Here is a 21,333-nt window from a genome sequence, read left to right as displayed (position 1 = left end):
TAAGAAAAGGGGTGAAGGAAATGAAAGATCCGTATGAAATGTTAAATGATCTAAAAATTGATGAAAATGAATATAAAGAAGTTAACTTAACTCATATAGAGAAAAAGAAAATACAAAAGCGAATTAGCAAAAAGATAAGAAAGAACAAAGGTCATACGAAACGTAATATAGCTATTGTAACATCGGCTGCGGCATTATTTATTATGATGATGACTGTAGATATGAGAAGGATGATTGCGGATATACCGTTAATCGGAAGTAAAATGGAAGACTACGTAAACAGTAGAGGGGAACCTTTAAAAGAATATAAAACGACAATAGGACAAACAGTTTATGATAACGGTGTAGAAGTAAGGTTAGATGAAGTGATGATAGATGAAGGGCAGATTATTGTTAATAGTACGTTTAAGTCTAACAGTGTTAATCTGGGAGATATTTTTTTACCGTACCCAGATGTTTATATAAATGGAAAAGAGTTAAATGGTAGTGGTGGTGGAGGTAAACAAAGAGTAAATGATTATACATACACATTTTTTACTACTACAAATTTGAAAGATTCACAAATGAAGCCAATGGAATTGGATGGGGAACTAGATATACAAATTATATATAGAAGACTTATGCCGTTAAAAGATAAAACCTCAATAAAAGGAGAATGGGGCTTTTCCTTCAAAGCATCTGGAGACAAATTAAAAGCTGAAACGAAAACAATCCCAATCCATAAACATTTTAAATTAGAAAATGGTCAAAAAATAGAAGTGGAAGATTTAAAAGTTTCTCCTATATCTACGAAGTTGAATTATAAAATGTTGAATGGAACGAAATTAGAGGTGAAATTTATCGCGAAAGATCAAGATGGAAACGAGTTAATACCCGACTCAGGTCTTACATTATCGAAAAATAGTTATTGGCGATTTGAAAAACTAGAAGATAGTGTAACGAAAATTATTCTGACGCCTGTTCTAACTTCTGGTGAAGAGGGAGAAAAGAAAACGAATTACCGAAAAGTGTTAACGGAAGAAGAGTTTGAAGTTGTGATAAAAGAGTGAAAGAGGTATCGCGATGATACCTCTTTTTAACTCAAGAATGCCAACATATTATTCATAATATGAAATAACATAGCTGGAATAATGGATTTTGTTTTTTTACATAAAATAGCCATTAATAATCCCATGAAGAAAGTAATTACCATTACTCCAAGTGAGTATGTATGAGCGATACCGAAGAAGAAGCTTGTTATGATGGCTGCAATCCAAAATGGAAAGCGTTCTGAGAAGAAGCGAAGTATAAAACCACGGAAAATAAGCTCTTCAAAAATTGGTGTGAGTATAGCGAAGCCGAGAAGTAATAATATTTGATACTGCTTAAAAACGTCTAAGTTTAGTGCGGAAGATTGCTGCTTCGTTGCGTCTTGGAACACATAATTTAACAAGATGTAATTGAGTATAATGTTTATAGCGAAGAAAAGAAGTAAGTATACGTATGTACGCCATTCTTTAAGTACTTTAAAGTTAAAAGATTTTAGTAGTAATTTTTTTGCGGGTTCGAATTTGAAAATGAAGAATAACAACACGGCTAGTTGTAATATGATACTTGCAGTATTTGCAATAGATTCATACAGGGCAATTTGTTTTTTATCTGTAAGGCCGGCTGTATAAATTGTTAAGGGCATTGCGAGGAACACAGTAATAAGTCCGGTTCCGAAAAAAGCGAATAAAACGGAGCTAATAAATTGTCCCCATGACATAGAGTATTTCTGTTCATTAGAAAGTTGTGTAGCGGGTTGCATTTGTAAAACCACCTCTTTATATTTGTATATTTAATTATAAAGTATTTTGCTTTTGAGTGTAACATTTAAATATTACATACAAAGGTGTATTTTTCGCAAAATAATAAAAGAGGTATCACCCTATAGTGATGCCTCTTTCTCATTGATAACTATGTTCTGCCTTGTCATTCAATTTCTTTTGCTCTATTTGTAATTCACGCTCTACCAATCGGTCTAATTGCTGAATTGCTTTCAATGCTTTTTCATAAGAAATCGTTCTATAATGATGCGCTCCGCCCGGTTCTTCATCTGCTTCGTCTGCCCATTTAATAATGTTTTGAAGAGATGTTCTTTCAATTTCTTGCTGTACTAAGAAAGAATCTGTATGAAGAAGAATCGCAATAGAAATTTCTTTTGCTAGTTTAGGATGTTCTCCTAATCTAATAAGCAATTTATGAGATCTTTCTGCCCCTTTAATCGCATGTATATCATTCTTTTTATACAAGTCATAGTCCCATTCGCCGCCCGTGTACCACGTATGATGTCCGATATCATGAAGGAAGCCAGCCTTTGTCGCAGCATCGACTGAGGCGTGATGCTTTTTGGCTAAGTGAAACGCATGATAAGCGACAGCAATCGCGTGGACCATTCCAGAACGGTTTACATATTTTTGCGTAATGTGATGTTTAAAAATTTGTTCAAGCGTAATACGGTGCATAAAACATTCACTCCTTTTATCCAATGATGTATATGAAGAAAAATCGATCGGTTTAAATGTATTTTGAACATTGTACTCCATCGGGGTAGCGTTAGTAAAGTAGAAATGTTTAGGAGAAGAAAAATTTTATAGACATAAAAGGTCACCTTAGTTTTTTTTCTAAGGTGACCTTTTATTGCTTATTTTTTTAATCCTTGCTCCAGTGTTCCTAACATTTCGTGTTTTTCATTTTCATCAGCATTTTTCCAAATGACTTCGAATAAAACGCCAAGACCTGGAAGCATTTTTTCTTCACCGCTTTGAATTGCATCGACAATCGTTTCTTGTAATTGGTCTTGTGAATTTCCAGATACATTCGCTAATACCGCGCCGCGTAAATTAAAACTCATTATCTTCACCTCTTCTTCAGAATTGAAACTGACGTTAGTTTTTGTTCTTTTTTATGTAAATATGTATGAAAAATAGGCTATAATGATAAGACAAGAAGAGAGGGAAATACATATTATGAAAAACATTGATTCAGTACAAAACCCGCGTGTGAAGCAGTGGAAAAAGCTGCAGACGAAAAAAGAGCGCGATAACAAAGCTTTATTTTTTGTAGAAGGATTCCATTTAGTAGAGGAAGCGTTAAAGGCAGGAGTTGTAACAGAACTTATCGTTTCAGATCAGACAGATCTTCCGAAAGATTGGACAGTTAATGATGTTGAAATGTATATTGTGCCTGAAGCAATTGTAAAAGTACTCCGCGAAACAGAAACAACGCAAGGTGTATTTGCTGTTTGTGAGAAACATGAGAAAGAAGTAGCTCTTACTGATGGGAAATTTCTTTTATTAGACGGCCTTCAAGACCCAGGTAATTTGGGAACGATTATTCGTACAGCGGATGCAGCTGGTATTCATGCCGTTGTGCTTGGAGAAGGGTGCGTTGATGTTTATAATAGTAAAGTACTACGATCTACACAAGGTTCTATTTTCCACTTACCGGTTGTAAAAGGGAACTTAGAAGAATGGGTAGACAAGTTAAAAGAAAATAACGTCCCTGTATATGGAACAGCTCTTGAAAATGGAGTTCCATTTGGTGAAGTAACCCCGGCTGGAAGTTTTGCATTAATTGTAGGGAATGAAGGAAGCGGCGTACGCCAAGAAATTCTGGCGAAAAGTGATCAAAACTTGTATATTCCGATTTACGGCGGGGCAGAATCATTAAATGTTGCGGTTGCAGCAGGGATTTTAACGTATTATTTACAAAGCCCAGTTGCGAATCGATAAAAAACTTCTTATAATAAGTTGAAGTACATGTTCATAAAAAAGTGGTGAAATGAGTATCGAACTTTTTTGAACATATAATAAAAGTATATTAATGAAAAACGTTGATAGAGAAGAGTAGCTTACAAAATCGCCATATAGGGAGAGAGTGCCGTAGACTGAAAGCATTCTTATGGTAGATGGAAGTGAATTCACCTCTGGAGTTGGCGCCAGGACCATTTATATGTAAAGGCGTTCCGGTCAGAATTGATCGTTATAACTAATGAGTGGGCAGACTTGTTCTGTCAATTTAGGGTGGTACCGCGAATTTACCTCGTCCCTTTTTGGGAGCGGGGTTTTTTTATTTTTAAAATTAGGAGGGTTCCAAATGGAAGCACGTTTAAAAGAGCTAAAGCAAAAAGCGTTAGAGCTTATTGAAGAAGCGAAAGAGCTAAAGGGCTTAAACGACGTACGCGTAGCGTATTTAGGGAAAAAAGGTCCAATTACAGAAGTATTACGCGGCATGGGAAAATTATCAGCAGAAGAGCGTCCACGTATGGGAGCATTAGTAAATGAAGTACGTGAAGCGATTCAAACGCGTCTAGAAGACAAAATTGGCAACTTAGAAAAAGCAGTAATTGAGGCGAAATTAGCTACTGAAACAATTGATGTTACACTGCCAGGTCGTCCTGTTGAAACAGGTTGTCACCATCCGTTAACAGCAGTTGTTGAACAAATTGAAGATGTATTCATCGGTATGGGTTATGAAGTAGCTGAAGGGACGGAAGTAGAAAAAGACTACTACAACTTCGAAGCATTAAACTTACCGAAAGATCACCCAGCGCGTGATATGCAAGATACATTCTACATTACAGAAGAAACGTTACTACGTACACATACATCTTCTGTGCAAGCACGTACGATGGAAAAGAATAAAGAAAAAGGACCGATTAAAATTATTTGTCCTGGTAAAGTGTATCGCCGCGATGACGATGATGCGACGCATTCACACCAATTCATGCAAATTGAAGGTCTTGTAATTGATAAAAACATTCGCATGAGTGACTTAAAAGGTACACTGCAAGTATTCGTGAAAAAGATGTTCGGTGAAGATCGTGAAATCCGTCTTCGTCCAAGTTTCTTCCCATTCACAGAGCCGTCTGTAGAGATGGATATTTCTTGTATGATGTGTCACGGTAAAGGTTGTGGCACTTGTAAAGGGACTGGCTGGATCGAAATTTTAGGAGCAGGTATGGTTCACCCGAACGTACTTGAAATGGCTGGTTATGATTCAAAAGAATATCAAGGTTTCGCATTCGGTATGGGCGCAGAGCGTATCGCAATGTTGAAATACGGCGTAGATGACATTCGTCATTTCTATACAAATGATGTACGTTTCTTACAACAATTCAAACGAGCGTAAGGGAAGGAGAGGATAAATATGTTCGTATCATATCGTTGGTTACAAGAGTATGTAGATATTAAAGATGTAACAGCACAAGAACTAGCAGACAAAATCACGAAAAGTGGTATTGAAGTAGAAGGTGTTGAAGTATTAAATAAAGGTGTAAAAGGTGTTGTAGTTGGTCACGTATTAGAATGTGAAAAACACCCAGAAGCTGATAAATTAAGCAAATGCTTAATCGATATCGGTGAAGAAGAGCCGGTTCAAATTATTTGTGGAGCTGCTAACATTGCAAAAGGTTTAAAAGTACCAGTTGCAAAAGTTGGCGCTGTACTTCCTGGTAACTTCAAAATTAAAAAAGCAAAACTACGCGGGGAAGCTTCTCACGGTATGGTTTGTGCTCTTCAAGAGCTTGGTATTGATGGGAAATTCGTTGCGAAAGAATATGCAGACGGTATCTTCATCTTCCCAAGTGATGCTGAAGTTGGTGCAGATGCACTTGAAATTTTAAATTTAAATGATGAAGTACTTGAGCTTGGTTTAACACCAAACCGTGCAGATTGCTTAAACATGTTAGGTGTTGCATATGAAGTAGCTGCTATTTACGGCCGTGAAGTAAAACTTCCAGCTATCGACTTACAAGAAACAGCAGAAAAAACTTCTGATTACATTTCTGTAAGTGTAGAAGCGAAAGAAGAAAACCCATTATATATTGCAAAAATGGTTAAAAACGTAAAGATTGGTCCATCACCAATGTGGATGCAAACTCGTCTTATGGCAGCTGGCATTCGTCCAATTAGTAATGTAGTTGATATTACAAACTACATTTTAATGGAATACGGTCAACCGTTACATGCATTCGATTACGATAAATTAGGTTCAAAAGAAATTGTTGTTCGTCTTGCAAAAGAAGGCGAAAAGATTCAAACATTAGATGCTCAAGAACGTACGTTACAAAGCCACCATCTTGTAATTACAAATGGCACAAAAGCGTTAGCTGTTGCTGGTGTAATGGGCGGAGCGGATTCTGAAGTTGATAGCGAGACAGTAAACGTTCTAATTGAGTCTGCATACTTTACAGGTCAAACAGTGCGCCGTACATCAAAAGACTTAGGTCTTCGTAGCGAATCAAGTGCACGTTTTGAAAAGGGAATCGACCCAACACGTACATTTGAAGCAATTCAACATGCAGCTGCTTTAATGGCAAAATACGCTGGTGGAGAAGCACTTGAAGGTGTAGTAGAAGCTGATAACTTACAAGTACAAGAACGTACAGTATCTGTTACAGCTGAAAAAGTAAACCGTGTATTAGGTACAGATATTTCTGCGAGTGAAATGGGTACAATGTTCACAAACCTGAAATTCCCATTCACAGAAGTAGAAGGAACATTCCATGTAAATGTACCAGCACGTCGCCCTGACATTACAATTTCAGAAGACTTAGTAGAAGAAGTAGGTCGTCTGTATGGTTATGATCACATTCCAGTTACATTACCATCTGGAACAATGACACGTGGTAAATTAACATCAGCACAAACGAAACGTCGTAAAGTACGCCGCTTCCTAGAAGGTGCTGGTTTATATGAAGCAATCACATATTCATTAACAAGCGCTGACAAAGCGAAACAATATATGGTTGAGCCGAACGAAAAAGCTCCTGTCAATCTTGCGCTTCCAATGAGCGAAGAGCGTAGCCAACTTCGTTTAAGCTTAGTGCCACAATTGTTAGAAGCAGTTTCATACAATGTTGCACGTAAAAACGACAGCGTTGCATTATATGAAGTAGGTTCTATCTTCTTACCAACAGAAGCAGGAGAACTTCCGAAAGAAGAACAACATCTTGCAGGTGTTATGACAGGTCTTGCTCTTCACCATGCATGGCAAGGTGAGAAGAAAGTTGTAGACTTCTTCGTTGTTAAAGGTGTATTAGAAGGATTATTCGACGTACTTGGCGTGGCAAATCAAATCACTTATGCACCAGCAAAACGTGAAGGTATGCACCCAGGCCGTACAGCTGACATCGTATTAGATGGTGAAGCAATCGGATTCATCGGTCAATTGCACCCGGAAACAGAAAAACAATTAGATGTGAAAAATACATTCGTATTCGAATTATCTCTTGCAAAAGTATTCGGTGCAGACGCTGAGGAAACTTACTACTTAGCAATTCCACGTTTCCCATCTATGACACGTGATATGGCTGTTGTAGTAACAACAGAAACAAAAGCTGGTGAAATGAAGCAAGTCATTGCTGAAGCTGGCGGAGAACTTCTGAAAGACGTAGCACTATTCGACTTATACGAAGGTGAAAAAATGGAAGAAGGCAAGAAATCACTTGCATTCTCTATGAACTACTTCGATGCAGAACGTACATTAACAGACGAAGAAGTAACAGAAGCGCATAACCGTGTATTAACAGCGGTAGAAGAGAAATTTGGTGCGGAGTTACGTAAGTAAAAAAAATTGCCGGATTAATTCCGGCAATTTTTTTATGGCACGATTGTCGGAAAATGTCGGTAAGTCGATATATTATAAAAATCGCTGATATATTTTCTGGCATCTTGCATCTTTCTCTCGAATGTAGTACATTAATTTTAGTTTAACAAAATGAAAGACGATGATAAGGAAAAGTAGTATATACTATAATCCAAAGCGAGTCAGGGACGGTGAGAGCCTGATGAGGCGGTATATGTGAAGAACACCTTGGAGTTGCTAACCGAAATTGAAGCTTGTATTCAAGAGTAGACTTAGACGGGAATCCGGCCTGTTACAAACCGGGAAGTATGTATTACATACGAGTTAAAGTTGGTCTTTATGACAAATTGGGTGGTACCGCGAAGTTTAACCTTTCGTCCCTTTATGGATGAAAGGTTTTTTTGTATTTAAATATATGAGTAAAGGAGAATTTTACTATGGAAAACACATTAGTAAAAAGTCTGTATAGAGATACAGATAAATACGCAGATCAAACAGTACAAGTATCAGGTTGGATTCGTAACTTACGTGATTCAAAAGCATTTGGTTTCATCGAATTAAACGACGGTAGCTTCTTCAAAGGTGTTCAAATCGTTTTCGATACAGAATTAGAGAACTTCAAAGAAATTGCAAAGCTTCCACTAAGCTCTTCAGTTAAAGTAGAAGGTAAAGTAATTGCAACACCTGGAGCGAAGCAACCATTTGAAATTAAAGCAGAAAAAATTGATATCGAGGGCTTATCAGATTCTGATTACCCACTTCAAAAGAAGCGTCATACGTTTGAATACTTACGTACAATCGCTCACTTACGTCCAAGAACAAACGCATTCTCAGCAACATTCCGCGTGCGTTCTATCGCAGCATTTGCAATTCACCAATTCTTCCAAGAGCGTGGATTTGTACATGTTCACACACCAATTATTACTGGTAGTGATACAGAAGGTGCAGGCGAAATGTTCCGCGTAACAACGCAAGATTTAAACAACGTAGCAAAAGGTGAAGACGGACAAGTTGACGAATCAAAAGACTTCTTCGCTAAAGAAACAAACTTAACAGTAAGTGGACAGCTGAACGCTGAAGCTTATGCATTAGCATTCCGTGATGTGTACACATTCGGACCTACATTCCGTGCGGAAAACTCAAACACAACTCGTCACGCAGCGGAGTTCTGGATGGTTGAGCCTGAGATTGCATTCGCTGAGTTAGGCGATGTAATGGATCTTACAGAAGATATGCTGAAATATGCAATGAAATACGTACTAGAGCATGCACCAGAAGAAATGGACTTCTTCAACAGCTTCGTTGATAAAACAGTTCTAGAGCGCATGAACAATGTGATTAACTCTGACTTCGGTCGTATCACTTATACAGAAGCAATTAAAGTACTTCAAGAATCAGGTGCTGACTTTAAATACCCAGTAGAATGGGGTATTGACTTACAAACAGAGCACGAAAGATACTTATCAGAAGAAATCTTTAAACGCCCTGTATTCGTAACGGACTATCCGAAAGACATTAAAGCATTCTACATGCGTATGAACGAAGATGGTAAAACAGTAGCAGCTACTGACCTTCTAGTTCCTGGCATCGGCGAATTAATCGGCGGAAGTCAACGTGAAGAAAGAATGGACGTTTTAGTAGACAGAATTAAAGAACTAGGTATGAACGAAGAGGACTACTGGTGGTACTTAGAACTTAGAAAATACGGCGGTACAAAACACGCTGGATTCGGTCTAGGTTTCGAGCGCTTCCTAATGTACATCACTGGTATGGCTAACATCCGTGACGTAATTCCATTCCCAAGAACTCCAGGTTCTTCTGAGTTTTAAGATATCAAAAAAGCGAGAGCAGTTGCTCTCGCTTTTTTTGTTTGGAAAAATGTTGTTCATAGGTTCGTTCATATCTCACATATAGTAAAACGAATGAAATATTTATGGGCAAGGGAAAGGGGTTTTGGCTCGATGGGGGAGATTCCAAGTCATACAAAGTGGACACTGCATGACAAGTATGTGGTGATTACTGGTGCAACAAGTGGTATTGGATTAGCGGCAGCTAAGGCATTTACAGAGCGCGGTGCCAAACTAGGAATCATTGCACGTAACGAGGAAAAAGCGAATGCTGCTATTGCTCAAATTAAGGATGTAACGAATGGGGATGTGATGATAGATCTATTTTTAGCTGATATGGCTTCCCAACAATCTATACGCCGGGTAGCTACTGATATTTTGGAAAGGTGTCCGAGAATAGATATATTAGTGAATAATGCTGGTGCTTTATTTCAAACAAGGCAGCTTACAGAGGACGATTTGGAGATGACTTGGGCGGTTAACCATTTAGGTCCATTCCTAATCACTAATTTGCTGTTGGAGCGTTTAAAAGAAAGTGCTCCTGCTCGTGTTATCACCACCGCATCTCACGGTCACAAAATGGCTAAAAAGGGAATTGATTTCGGTGATTTAGATGCAGAACAACTTTATCGTGGTGTTAAGAAATTTATGGGTGGTCCTACAATGCGTTATGCTCAATCAAAACTAGCAAATATTTTATTTACCGCTGAATTGGCAAAGAGGTTGGAGGGGACGGGTGTTAGTGCATACAGCTTCGATCCAGGGCTAGTGGCTACGAATTTCAACCAGGACAATGGTCTAGTTGCTCGCTTAACTATGGCAGCAATGAAACCTTTCTCTCGTACACCCGAGAAAGGTGCTGAAACTCTAATATGGCTAGCAGAATCAACTGAATTTACTGATCATAGTGGTTATTACTATGCCGATAAGCAAATAGGAAAAATGTCTGAAGCTGCCTTGGATAAGGATGCCGCAAAACGTCTATGGGACATTAGTGAAAAACAGACAGGAGGATAAAAGAGTAGCCAGTATATGTTCAGATGGTTATGCTGAATAGTTTTTTACTCTTAAGTGAAAAGTAATCTTGGGGGTGATTGTAATGAGTAAGAAAGTGAAAACAGACCATTCTAGATCAAGCTTAGGTTCTCCGGAAGTGGAAGGACAAGGAACGACTACGCATGAAACGGGTTCTTATAAAGTACCTTCATCAAATAAGAAGCAGAAACGAAGTTAAACATAAAAAGGGAGTCATGGAGACTCTCTTTTTTAGGTGAATAGTAAATGAATATATATCAGTCTAAATTTAAATATATAGATATATAGAATAAGTGCGGCGAAAATAGGAACGTGTGAGATCCTATTTATCCATTTTTCATTCATAAAAGGCGAAAAGAATTCAATTCTTTTCGCCTTGTTTAGTTCATCCATATCCTGTCGATACTAAAAAGTAGTTATTTTTTCAGTAACCGAAACGCCTTCTCTGTATTAGCAAAATGCACTTTCACAAATTCAGGTAGTCTTTCTTTACCGACTTTTTGAATTAATTTAGCAGCGGCAATATCAACTTGTTTACCAGCACCTTTCGGAAGTTGCATACCAGCTTTTTTGCTTAGTTCGTCAAATTGTTTTACAAATGAGTAACGAGCTAAAATGGAAGCGGCGGCTACTGCTAAATGGACACTTTCACCTTTTGTAGCGAAGTAAACATTTTCACGCTGTACCTGTTTTTGTTTCGCTAAATATTTATAGTATGTATCAGGCTGTGTAAATTGGTCGATTAAGATACCCTCAGGTGTTGTAGGTGCAATTTTAGCCAATAAGTTTGTGATGGCTTTGTTATGCAGTAAAGCTTTTAGTTTACCTTGGTTGTTTCCTTTATCAAATAGCTCGTTATATTTTTCATTATGAAGAACGAGGGAGCTGTAAGGAACAACGTGAAGGAGTTGTTTTGCAATCTCAGCAATTTGAGCATCATTTAAGTTTTTGGAGTCTTTTACACCAAGTTCTTTTAAAAGTGGAATTTGCTTTGCATCCACATATACAGCAACTACTGTCATCGGTCCGAAGTAATCACCAGTACCTACTTCGTCTGATCCTAGAATAGACATTGTGCCGATGGAAACGGGCGGCGCATAACGATGTGAATTGACCGATTTTTTTACAGCTGATTTTGGTGTTTGAGAGACAGTTTGCCAACGAGAAGCTTCTGCTTCAGCACGTCCACCCTGAAACATCACTTTTCCTGATTTATAAGCTGTAATTGTGCAAGATTGAACTTTTGCCATAAAGATACCGCCTTGCGGAATTTTGGGGCTAAGTGCTTGTTTGTATTGTTGTTTCATGTCTTCAATTACTGTAGAACTTGTTTGTATTACGATAGAATTTGACAAAATGGTCGCTCCTTTTTTATGTTGTTATTTTTATCATATCGGATTGTTCTTTCTGTTTCCATATTATGATGGTTCATGGTATGATAAACTTTAGGATTCTGTACGTGATTGGAGGCCGGTGAGTTGTCACAACAAAAGGGAAATAAAAGTCGAATTAATGTAGAAATATATGGCCAACAGTATTCAGTTGTTGGCGATGAAAGTACAAGTCATATCCGCATGGTAGCAGCGATTGTGGATGATAAAATGCGCGAACTCAATGCCAAGAATCCTTCGCTTGATACGAGTAGACTAGCGGTATTGACGGCGGTAAACGTCATACACGATTACATAAAATTAAAAGAAGAACATGAGAAATTGAAAGAAAGTATGACACAAAAAGGAATTGAATAAACATGATTGATATTATTATCATTTTATTGCTTGTTATGGGATTCTTCCTCGGTTTACGCAGAGGATTTATTTTGCAACTTGTAAAGTTAACAAGCTTTATTATCGCATACCTCGTTGCATACTGGTATTGTAAAGATTTAGCGCCAGCACTTGCGAAAATTATTCCGTATCCATTTGATAAGAATGTTTCTGTTCCAGAATGGATAGATGCGAATAATATTGAGGGTGTCTTCTATCAAGCAATTGCGTTTATCGTATTATTTATTATTACAAAAATCGCACTTTCACTACTTGGTAATTTACTGAATATGTTTGCAGAAATCCCAGTTTTAAAGCAAGTCAATGCGGTTGCTGGGGCACTTCTTGGCTTTTTAGAAGTGTATATCATTCTGTTTGTCTTAATTATTGTTGGAACAATTCTTCCAATTGAACAAATACAAACACCATTACAAAAATCATCAATTAGCAAAATAATTGTAGACGATACACCGATTCTTTCTGAAAAGGTGAAGGAACTATGGCAGACAGGTAGCAGAGTGTAACTTCTCTTTTTTCGGAAAGAGAAGTTTTTTTCTATGAAAGAAAGGCGGGGCAATGATGAAAGTGAATAAAAAACAAGTTATCAAATTACTAGAGACAATCGGCCTATTTATGGAACTAAAGGGCGCGAATCCATTTAAAATATCTGCATTCCGTAAAGCGGCGGCAGCACTAGAAAGTGATGACCGTAGTCTTTCTGAAATTGAAGATTTCACAAAGATTCCAGGTATCGGAAAAGGAACGGCAGCAGTTATTCAAGAATATATAGAATCGGGAACATCTGAAGTACTACAAGAACTTGAAAAAGAAGTACCAAGCAGTTTATTACCACTATTAAAACTACCAGGCCTTGGTGGTAAGAAGGTGGCCAAGTTATACAAAGAACTTGGTGTTGTTGATATGGAAACGTTAAAAGCTGTTTGTGAAGAAAATAAAGTACAAGCTTTAGCTGGATTCGGTAAGAAAACAGAAGAGAAAATATTAGAAGCAATTGATCAAGTAGGCTCTCGTCCAGAGCGTTTACCAATTGCGATGGTATTGCCTATTGCCGGGGAAATAGAGGAGAAATTGTCGAATGTTGCTGAAATAATTCGTTTCTCACGCGCTGGTAGTTTACGCCGTGTTCGTGAGACAGTGAAGGACTTAGATTTCATCATTGCAACGACAGAGCCAGCAGTAGTGCGTGAACATTTACTACAATTTGATAATATGATTGAAGTGATTGCAAGTGGAGATACGAAAGTATCTGTTCGTCTTCAATATGAATATGATATTTCAATTGACTTCCGCTTAGTAAAACCAGAAGAATTTATTACAACTCTTCACCATTTCACCGGATCAAAAGACCATAACGTAAAAATGCGCCAAATTGCGAAAGATAGAGGCGAGAAAATTAGTGAATACGGTGTGGAAATCTTAGACACAGGTGAAGTGAAAACATTCGAAACAGAAGAAGCATTCTTCGCCCACTTTGGCCTTCCATTCATCCCACCAGAAGTGCGTGAAGATGGAAAAGAAATTGAATTAATTAAAGAGTATCCGAACTTAATTCAGTTCTCTGATATACAGGGTGATTTACATATGCATACAACGTGGAGTGACGGTGCTTTTTCAATTGAAGAAATGGTACAAGCGTGCCGCGCTCATGGATATAAATTTATGGCAATTACTGATCACTCGCAATACTTGAAAGTAGCGAACGGTTTAACGAAAGAGCGTCTTCGTGAACAAGCGAAAGAAATTGAACGTATGAATGAAAAGTATCCAGACATTACAATTTTGCGCGGGATTGAAATGGACATTTTACCAGATGCGACACTTGATTTTGACGATGAAGTATTAGCAGAACTAGATTATGTCATTGGAGCTATTCACTCAAGCTTCTCACAAGACCGTGAAACGATTATGAAGCGTCTTCGCACTGCACTTGAGAATAAGCATGTCACAATGATTGCCCATCCGACAGGACGTCTTCTTGGGCGCCGTGAGGGTTACGATGTAGATACAGATTTATTAATCCAGCTCGCAAAAGAAACAAATACAGTTTTAGAATTAAATGCAAATCCAAACCGTCTAGATTTAAGCGCGAAATTATTAAAACAAGCACAAGATGCTGGTGTAAAAGTAGCGATTAATACGGATGCCCATACACTTGAAATGTTAGAAGATATGGAAACAGGTGTAGCAGCAGCGCGTAAAGGTTGGATTCAAAAAGATAACGTGATTAACACATGGGATATTGAACGTTTATTAGACTATATTAAACGTAATAAGTAATACAGGGGGGACCTGCAACATGTTAGAACGAACGTTGCGTGTATTAGAATACAATAAAGTAAAAGAACAATTACTTGAACATACAGCATCTTCACTTGGTCGTGATAAAGTGAAGAATTTAGTGCCAAGCACAGATTTTGAAGAAATTGTGGAATTGCAAGAAACAACGGATGAGGCAGCGAAAGTCATCCGTTTAAAAGGACATGTACCACTTGGAGGGATTTCTGATATTCGTTCAAATATTAAGCGTGCGAAAATTGGAAGTATGTTAAGTCCTTATGAATTAATTGAAATCGCAAGTACGATGTACGGTAGTCGCCAAATGAAACGTTTCATTGACGATATGATTGACAACGGTGTTGAGCTTCCAATTTTAGAAACACATGTCGCGCAAATTGTGTCTTTATATGATTTAGAAAAGAAGATTACAAATTGTATTGGTGACGGCGGTGAAGTAGTCGATAGCGCAAGTGACAAATTGCGTGGTATTCGTAATCAAATTCGTACTGCGGAAAGCCGTATTCGTGAGAAATTAGAAAACATGACGCGTTCTTCAAACGCGCAAAAAATGTTATCAGATGCAATTGTAACGATTCGTAACGAACGCTACGTAATCCCGGTAAAACAAGAATACCGCGGCGTATATGGTGGTATTGTTCACGACCAATCTGCTTCTGGACAAACATTATTTATCGAACCGCAAGTAATCGTGGAATTAAATAACGCACTTCAAGAAGCACGTGTGAAAGAAAAACAAGAAGTAGAACGCATTTTAATGATGTTAACGGAAGAAGTGGCAGTGGAAGCTGATATTGTTTTATCAAACGTAGAAGTAGTTGCAAATCTTGATTTTATTTTTGCGAAAGCTCTTTATGCGAAGCGAATTAAAGCGACGAAGCCAATCGTAAATAATGAACGCTACATGGATTTAAAACAAGCACGCCATCCGCTTATTGATCCGGAAATTATCGTGCCAAATAACATTATGCTTGGTAAAGACTTTACAACAATCGTTATTACAGGACCGAATACAGGTGGTAAAACAGTTACACTGAAAACAGTCGGTATTTGTGTCTTAATGGCGCAATCTGGTCTTCATATTCCAGTAATGGATGAATCAGAGATATGTGTATTTAAAAACATCTTTGCTGATATCGGTGATGAGCAATCGATTGAACAAAATTTAAGTACATTCTCTTCTCATATGGTAAACATTGTAGATATTTTAGAAAAAGCTGATTTTGAAAGTTTAGTCCTATTTGATGAATTAGGTGCTGGGACAGATCCGCAAGAAGGGGCTGCACTAGCGATTTCTATTTTAGATGAAGTATGTAACCGTGGTGCTCGCGTTGTTGCAACGACGCATTACCCAGAATTAAAAGCATATGGATACAATCGTGAGCAAGTTATTAATGCGAGCGTTGAGTTCGATGTGAATACATTAAGCCCAACGTACAAATTATTAATCGGTGTACCAGGACGTAGTAACGCCTTTGAAATTTCGAAGCGTCTTGGTTTGTCTGATCGCGTTATTGATCGCGCTCGTAACCATATTAGTACAGATACGAACAAAATCGAAAATATGATTGCAAAGTTAGAAGAAAGCCAAAAAAATGCAGAGCGCGAACGAAAAGAAGCGGAAGAGCATCGTAAGCAATCTGAAAAACTTCATCGTGAATTACAGCGTCAAATTATTGAATTTAATGATGAGCGCGATGAAAAATTATTAAAAGCGCAAAAAGAAGGGGAAGAAAAAGTCGAAGCTGCGAAGAAAGAAGCAGAAGGCATTATTCATGAACTTCGTCAATTGCGTAAAGCACAGCTTGTAAATGTGAAAGACCATGAGCTTATTGAAGCGAAGAGCCGTCTAGAAGGGGCAGCGCCAGAGCTTGTGAAGAAACAAAAAGTACATGTGAAAAATACAGCGCCGAAACAACAATTACGATCAGGTGATGAAGTAAAAGTGTTAACGTTCGGTCAAAAAGGTCAATTGCTTGAAAAAGTAAGTGATACAGAGTGGAGCGTACAAATTGGTATTCTGAAGATGAAAGTGAAAGAATCCAATATGGAATACATTAATACACCGAAGCAAACTGAGAAAAAAGCAGTCGCAAGTGTGAAGGGTAGAGATTATCACGTGTCGTTAGAGCTAGACCTTCGCGGCGAACGTTATGAAGATGCAATGATGCGCGTTGAAAAATATTTAGATGATGCACAGCTTGCAAGCTATCCTCGTGTATCAATTATTCACGGTAAAGGAACAGGAGCGCTTCGCCAAGGTGTACAAGATTACTTGAAGAAACATCGCGGTGTGAAAACCTACCGCTACGGTGACATGGGCGAGGGAGGCCTAGGCGTAACAGTTGTCGAATTAAAATAGCAAACAACCAAACAAAAGGGGAAACCATTATATGTTTATGGACAAACTTGCAAAAGTATTGTTAGCTTGTTGCGGAATATTTTTGGTAATTGGGGTTATTTATTTAGTTGTTTTTGCGAAGTAAAGGAGCGTCAATCTTGGCATAATGATATTGCCATGGATTGACGCTTTTAATCTATAAGAAAAGGAATAAAACATGAAAATCAACCAATACATAAGCGAAGCAAAATCTTGCTCAAGACGCGAAACAGACCGCCTCATTAAAGCGGGACGCGTGACGATTAACGGCGAAATATGTACGCACGGTGCAATCGTGAGTGATGGTGATGTTGTAACGATTGATGGACAGGTTATTGCAAAAGAAGAGAAAGAAAAGGTGTATATTGCCTTCCATAAACCAGTTGGAATTACTTGTACAGCAGCCGAACATATTGAAGGAAACATTATTGATTATATCGATTATCCAGAACGAATCTTTCCTGTTGGACGATTAGATAAAGCATCGGAAGGACTCATCTTATTAACGAATGACGGTGCGATTGCGAATCAAATTTTGCACGGTGATCATGAGCATGAGAAAGAATATGTTGTCACTGTTGATAAGCCGTTTACAGATTGGTTTATTGATGAGATGTCCAGCGGTGTAAAGATTAAAGATGGAATGACGAAGCCATGTAAAGTGACGAGAGTTAATCAGTCTACATTCCGCATCGTTTTAACGCAAGGAATGAACAGGCAAATTCGTAGAATGAGTCGTGCTTTCGGATTTACTGTAACAAAGCTAAAGCGAGTGCGCATTATGAATATAGAGCTAAATGAGCTTGAAGCTGGAAAATGGCGAGACATTACACCTAAGGAATTAGAAATATTAATAGGGCAGTTATAGGGAGGAAAGTTTTCTCCCTATATTTTTTTGTCAGAAAAAATAAAACTATTGATTTTTTAAAAAATAGCCCATATAATAAAAAACAACAAGTTTCGACAACATATTTTATAAAAGTAATGATGAGGACATGAGTTGTTTTTGACGATTTTCAGAGAGGGAAGTCTTAGGCTGTGAGCTTCCTAATACGGAAAGACAAACTTACCACCTCTAAACTTCAAGAGTGAACTGCAGATGCATTGTAATTCTTGGCGGATAAAACCGTTATCAATTTACACGAGCTATAAAATGAGCTTATTTCGTTATAAATTCATTTTATTAGAATAAGGGTGGAACCACGATTTCAACACTCGTCCCTTTGTTAGGGACGGGTGTTTTTTGCGTTCTTTTACGGGGAAGTATGCTTGAAAGAGGATATGTGACGGATTTTAATTCAGAATATTTTGTCAATAAAATAATTAGGAGGTAGTAGAAATGAAATCATCTTTAAAGTTTTCTGAGATGTTTGCAATAAGCTTAATGTTATTTGCACTGTTTTTCGGTGCCGGTAATATGATTTTCCCACCAGCGTTAGGGCAAGGTGCTGGAACAGATGTATGGATCGCGTTATTTGGCTTTATCGTAACAGGTGTAGGACTGCCTTTATTAGGAGTTATTGTTATAGCTCTAAAGGGAGATATTAATGAATTAGCAAGACGTGTACATCCTGTATTCGCGCTAATTTTCATTACTGCAATTTATTTATGTTTAGGCGTATTTGTTAGTGTGCCACGTACAGGGACTGTTGCTTATGAAATGAGTGTTGCACCGTTTTTACCAAGTGAGATAGCTGGTCAATCCTATCCACTTGTTATCTTTACATTTATTTTCTTTGCAGTAACTTTCTATTTAGCATTAAACCCATCGAAATTAGTGGGGCGCATTGGTAAAGTGTTAACTCCAATTTTATTAGCTGTTATTGCAATTATTGTAGCGAAAGCAATTATGACTCCAATGGGAGAGTTTGGTGCCCCTACAGAAGCGTATAGTGCCCCACTCTTTAAAGGTTTTATTGATGGATATTTAACTTTAGATGGACTTGCAGCACTTGTTTTCGGAAATGTTGTGATCAATGCTTTAAAAGCAAAAGGCATTACAAATAAGAACAGTATTGCGAAAGTAACAATCTTTGCAGGATTTATTGCAGCACTTGGCTTACTTCTTGTTTATTTAGCACTTGCTTACCTTGGAGCTTCAAGTGTTTCACTTGGAATGGGAGCAAACGGCGGAATTATTTTAACAAACGTCGTGAATCATTTATTTGGTAGCTACGGAACATTATTACTAGGTATCGCAATTACAGCAGCATGCTTAACAACTTCTGTCGGTATTGTAGCAGCTTGTGGAGAATATTTTTCTTCGTTATTACCAAAGCTTTCTTATCAAAAAGTCATTTTTATTTTCTCTGTATTAGCATTTATGGTAGCAAATCTTGGTTTAACTCAGTTAAACGCATTAGCATTGCCGATTTTAATTGCAATTTACCCAATTGGTATCGTACTGATCGTATTATCACTTGTTGAAAACTATATTCGTCTTCCATTAGCTATGTATGTAGGCGGTATTGTAGGCGCATTTGCAATTAGCTTCTTTGATGGATTGCATAATGCAAATCTTCAAGTAGCGGCCCTTGCTCCTATCTTAGATAAAATTCCATTATATAGTGTAGGGATTGGTTGGCTAGTTCCGGGTATCATTGGAATTGCAATTGGATATGTAGTTTCTTTATTTCAAAAGCAAGAAATTGCTGTAGAAAAATAAGGGAAAGAGGCTTTCTTTAAAAGAAAGCCTCTTTTTTTATAGAAAAATTATATATAGAAGAATTCAGATATTAAAAATTTTATACGTAATATAGTTGACAAAAAAATTACCAGTAGGCTAAGATTGACTTAGTTGTGGAAATATTGGAAGGGAAGAGGTTTTCTATGACTATATCATTTTTGTAAGAAGAGGTGATAGAACGATAGAATTAGGCGGTTTATTTTTTTTTGAAATTCGTTGAGAATGATAATCAATAAAATGATGAAAGAGTTTTATGTTTATTCTTATAGGAAAAATTGGTGGGATTATTTTTTTATCTATCAATGAGAATGATAATCAATATATTTCTAACTACATAGTGTTACTCGTTATAAAATAGAGATAGAAAGATTATTTTTTTTCTTATATATTGAGAATAATTATCATTTTCAAAAAAGAAAAACAAGGAGGCAGTAAGGTAAATGAGAAAGTTTTCGGTATTACCCGCTTTTATTATGACATTCGTATGTATGCTAGCTTTTCTCGTAGTGCCATTCGGACAAGCTTCGGCAAATGTAGCTGACGGTACTTACGATATTAACTATGTCATACAAAAAGCAGAAAATGATTCAGCTTCAATGGCAAATGATTATTTTGAAAAACCAGCTAAGTTAATTGTAAAAAATGGTGAGATGAGAGTACAAATTCCTATGAATCATAGTGCTTGGATTACAGAATTTAAAGCACCAGAGAACGGGAACTTTGTTGATGCAAAAGTTGTTAGTAAAGATGAATCTGCAGATAAAAGAACTGTAGAGTTTAAAATAGACGACTTATCTAAACCAGCAGCTGTAAAAATTCATGTTGTTGTACCGAACGTAAATTATGACCATAACTACACAATTCGCTTTGCGTTTGATGCAAATGTAAAAGCAGTAGGTGGAGAGAATAAGGAAACTGCTGCAACAAAAAATGAAGATCAAACTCAAAAAAATACACAAGTAAAAGAAGAAGTGAAGAAAGAAGAGAGCAAAGAAACAAACAAAGAAACAAGCAAAGAAACAAGCAAAGAAACAAACAAAGAAACAAACAAAGATGTAAATAAAGGAACAAATGAAAGTGGGAAAGCTGAAAAAACAGATAACCCAAAAACAAGTGATGAAGCACGTATCGGATTATTTGCAGCATTACTTCTTATTTCAGGTGTTTTCTTAGTTCGTAAAGTGAAGTTAGGTAAATAAATCTTTGGAAGGGCGATGAATATATGTTTAAACAATTTAAAATGATTATTGCCGTATTTGCTGTCTTATTTACGTTTATAGCAACACTAGGGTTACAAGATGCAAAAGCTGCTACACAACTAGCTGATGGAAAATATAATATTGCTTTTACTGTATGGAAAGGCGATAAAGATGAATCATCTAGAATGAATAGTTATTTTGAAAGTCCGGCAACATTAACAGTTAAAGATGGAAAACAATATGTTTCATTCAAAGTGAAAGATAGTACTTCTATTAAAAGTTTACAAGTAGAAAAAAATGGTCAATTCGTAGAAGCTACTGTGTTAAGTGAAAATACAAAAGAGAATACTAGAGTTGTAGAATTTGAAGTTGCTGACTTGTCAAAAAAACTAAATGGCAAGGTGAAAATTAATATCCCAATTATTAATTATAACGCTTCATATGATATTCGTTTTGTATTTGATGGGAACAGCATTAAATAATTGGAAATTTT

At 37.1% G+C, this 21,333-nt stretch carries 19 protein-coding genes and 3 other annotated features; of the genes, 15 read left to right on the top strand and 4 right to left on the bottom strand.

Translation table 11 applies throughout. The features are described from left to right. Positions 1 to 20: 20 nt before the first annotated feature. Positions 21 to 1,049 (top strand): DUF4179 domain-containing protein, encoded by a 1,029-nt coding sequence (locus tag DN408_RS01985; protein ID WP_016127522.1) that lies wholly within the window; start codon positions 21 to 23, stop codon positions 1,047 to 1,049. Positions 1,050 to 1,075: 26 nt separating this feature from the next. Here the strand turns inward: DN408_RS01985 and DN408_RS01980 are convergent, their stop codons facing one another. The 3 genes from DN408_RS01980 to sspI form a co-directional block, all read right to left on the bottom strand. Further along, complete coding sequence (locus DN408_RS01980; protein ID WP_002129340.1) at positions 1,076 to 1,789, bottom strand: CPBP family intramembrane glutamic endopeptidase; 714 nt, start codon at positions 1,787 to 1,789, stop codon at positions 1,076 to 1,078. Between the two features lie 139 nt (positions 1,790 to 1,928). Further along, positions 1,929 to 2,486 (bottom strand): HD domain-containing protein, encoded by a 558-nt coding sequence (locus tag DN408_RS01975; RefSeq protein WP_002129339.1) that lies wholly within the window; start codon positions 2,484 to 2,486, stop codon positions 1,929 to 1,931. 179 nt (positions 2,487 to 2,665) lie between these two features. Next, the gene (sspI, locus tag DN408_RS01970; RefSeq protein WP_000009511.1) at positions 2,666 to 2,875 is read right to left on the bottom strand and encodes a small acid-soluble spore protein SspI; all 210 of its coding nucleotides are present in this window, start codon (positions 2,873 to 2,875) and stop codon (positions 2,666 to 2,668) included. Positions 2,876 to 2,957: 82 nt separating this feature from the next. Here sspI and DN408_RS01965 point away from each other — a divergent pair, with 82 nt between their 5' ends. From DN408_RS01965 to DN408_RS01940, 6 genes are all read left to right on the top strand, one after another. Then, positions 2,958 to 3,755 (top strand): TrmH family RNA methyltransferase, encoded by a 798-nt coding sequence (locus tag DN408_RS01965; protein ID WP_002015458.1) that lies wholly within the window; start codon positions 2,958 to 2,960, stop codon positions 3,753 to 3,755. 92 nt (positions 3,756 to 3,847) lie between these two features. Then, positions 3,848 to 4,076: a binding site (T-box leader), on the top strand. Between the two features lie 43 nt (positions 4,077 to 4,119). After that, entirely contained in the window at positions 4,120 to 5,154 is a 1,035-nt protein-coding gene (gene pheS / locus DN408_RS01960; RefSeq protein WP_002015457.1) for a phenylalanine--tRNA ligase subunit alpha, read from the top strand. Positions 5,155 to 5,172: 18 nt separating this feature from the next. Then, positions 5,173 to 7,593, top strand: a complete 2,421-nt coding sequence (gene pheT, locus DN408_RS01955) for a phenylalanine--tRNA ligase subunit beta (RefSeq protein ID WP_078177709.1) — start codon at positions 5,173 to 5,175, stop codon at positions 7,591 to 7,593. A gap of 151 nt (positions 7,594 to 7,744) precedes the next feature. After that, positions 7,745 to 7,996: a binding site (T-box leader), on the top strand. Positions 7,997 to 8,048: 52 nt separating this feature from the next. Next, the gene (gene asnS / locus DN408_RS01950; RefSeq protein WP_002129336.1) at positions 8,049 to 9,440 is read left to right on the top strand and encodes an asparagine--tRNA ligase; all 1,392 of its coding nucleotides are present in this window, start codon (positions 8,049 to 8,051) and stop codon (positions 9,438 to 9,440) included. 132 nt (positions 9,441 to 9,572) lie between these two features. Then, the gene (locus DN408_RS01945; RefSeq protein ID WP_078177708.1) at positions 9,573 to 10,475 is read left to right on the top strand and encodes an SDR family oxidoreductase; all 903 of its coding nucleotides are present in this window, start codon (positions 9,573 to 9,575) and stop codon (positions 10,473 to 10,475) included. Between the two features lie 82 nt (positions 10,476 to 10,557). Next, positions 10,558 to 10,692 (top strand): YuzL family protein, encoded by a 135-nt coding sequence (locus DN408_RS01940; protein ID WP_002112167.1) that lies wholly within the window; start codon positions 10,558 to 10,560, stop codon positions 10,690 to 10,692. 217 nt (positions 10,693 to 10,909) lie between these two features. On the opposite strand, the gene rnhC is transcribed toward DN408_RS01940, so the two are convergent. Further along, complete coding sequence (gene rnhC / locus DN408_RS01935) at positions 10,910 to 11,848, bottom strand: ribonuclease HIII (protein WP_002129334.1); 939 nt, start codon at positions 11,846 to 11,848, stop codon at positions 10,910 to 10,912. 123 nt (positions 11,849 to 11,971) lie between these two features. Between rnhC and zapA the strand changes: the two genes are divergently transcribed. The 8 genes from zapA to DN408_RS01895 all read left to right on the top strand — a co-directional run bounded on the left by zapA (position 11,972) and on the right by DN408_RS01895 (position 21,322). Then, positions 11,972 to 12,241 carry a cell division protein ZapA gene (gene zapA / locus DN408_RS01930; RefSeq protein ID WP_002112165.1) on the top strand — a complete coding sequence of 90 codons (270 nt, stop codon included), beginning with the start codon at positions 11,972 to 11,974 and terminating at the stop codon, positions 12,239 to 12,241. Positions 12,242 to 12,243: 2 nt separating this feature from the next. Then, positions 12,244 to 12,783, top strand: a complete 540-nt coding sequence (locus tag DN408_RS01925; RefSeq protein ID WP_002129333.1) for a CvpA family protein — start codon at positions 12,244 to 12,246, stop codon at positions 12,781 to 12,783. A 55-nt stretch (positions 12,784 to 12,838) separates the two neighbouring features. Next, positions 12,839 to 14,557: a DNA polymerase/3'-5' exonuclease PolX gene (polX, locus tag DN408_RS01920; protein ID WP_002129332.1), complete on the top strand. Its 1,719-nt coding sequence runs from the start codon at positions 12,839 to 12,841 to the stop codon at positions 14,555 to 14,557. A gap of 19 nt (positions 14,558 to 14,576) precedes the next feature. After that, complete coding sequence (locus tag DN408_RS01915) at positions 14,577 to 16,937, top strand: endonuclease MutS2 (protein ID WP_002129331.1); 2,361 nt, start codon at positions 14,577 to 14,579, stop codon at positions 16,935 to 16,937. Between the two features lie 196 nt (positions 16,938 to 17,133). Then, on the top strand, positions 17,134 to 17,823 hold the full coding sequence (locus DN408_RS01910; protein ID WP_002129330.1) for a 23S rRNA pseudouridine(2604) synthase RluF: 690 nt from the start codon (positions 17,134 to 17,136) through the stop codon (positions 17,821 to 17,823). Between the two features lie 107 nt (positions 17,824 to 17,930). Beyond that, positions 17,931 to 18,181 (top strand) — a binding site (T-box leader). Positions 18,182 to 18,294: 113 nt separating this feature from the next. Beyond that, the gene (gene brnQ6, locus DN408_RS01905) at positions 18,295 to 19,620 is read left to right on the top strand and encodes a branched-chain amino acid transport system II carrier protein BrnQ6 (protein ID WP_002184862.1); all 1,326 of its coding nucleotides are present in this window, start codon (positions 18,295 to 18,297) and stop codon (positions 19,618 to 19,620) included. Positions 19,621 to 20,081: 461 nt separating this feature from the next. Continuing rightward, positions 20,082 to 20,840: a heme uptake protein IsdC gene (isdC, locus tag DN408_RS01900; protein WP_147739945.1), complete on the top strand. Its 759-nt coding sequence runs from the start codon at positions 20,082 to 20,084 to the stop codon at positions 20,838 to 20,840. A 23-nt stretch (positions 20,841 to 20,863) separates the two neighbouring features. Then, positions 20,864 to 21,322 (top strand): NEAT domain-containing protein, encoded by a 459-nt coding sequence (locus tag DN408_RS01895; RefSeq protein ID WP_002167601.1) that lies wholly within the window; start codon positions 20,864 to 20,866, stop codon positions 21,320 to 21,322. Positions 21,323 to 21,333: the final 11 nt, after the last annotated feature.

Source organism: Bacillus sp. AR13-1 (genome assembly GCF_008042285.1).
Taxonomy (GTDB): Bacteria; Bacillota; Bacilli; order Bacillales; family Bacillaceae_G; genus Bacillus_A; species Bacillus_A mycoides.
This window is presented reverse-complemented; position numbering and strand designations above follow the sequence as displayed.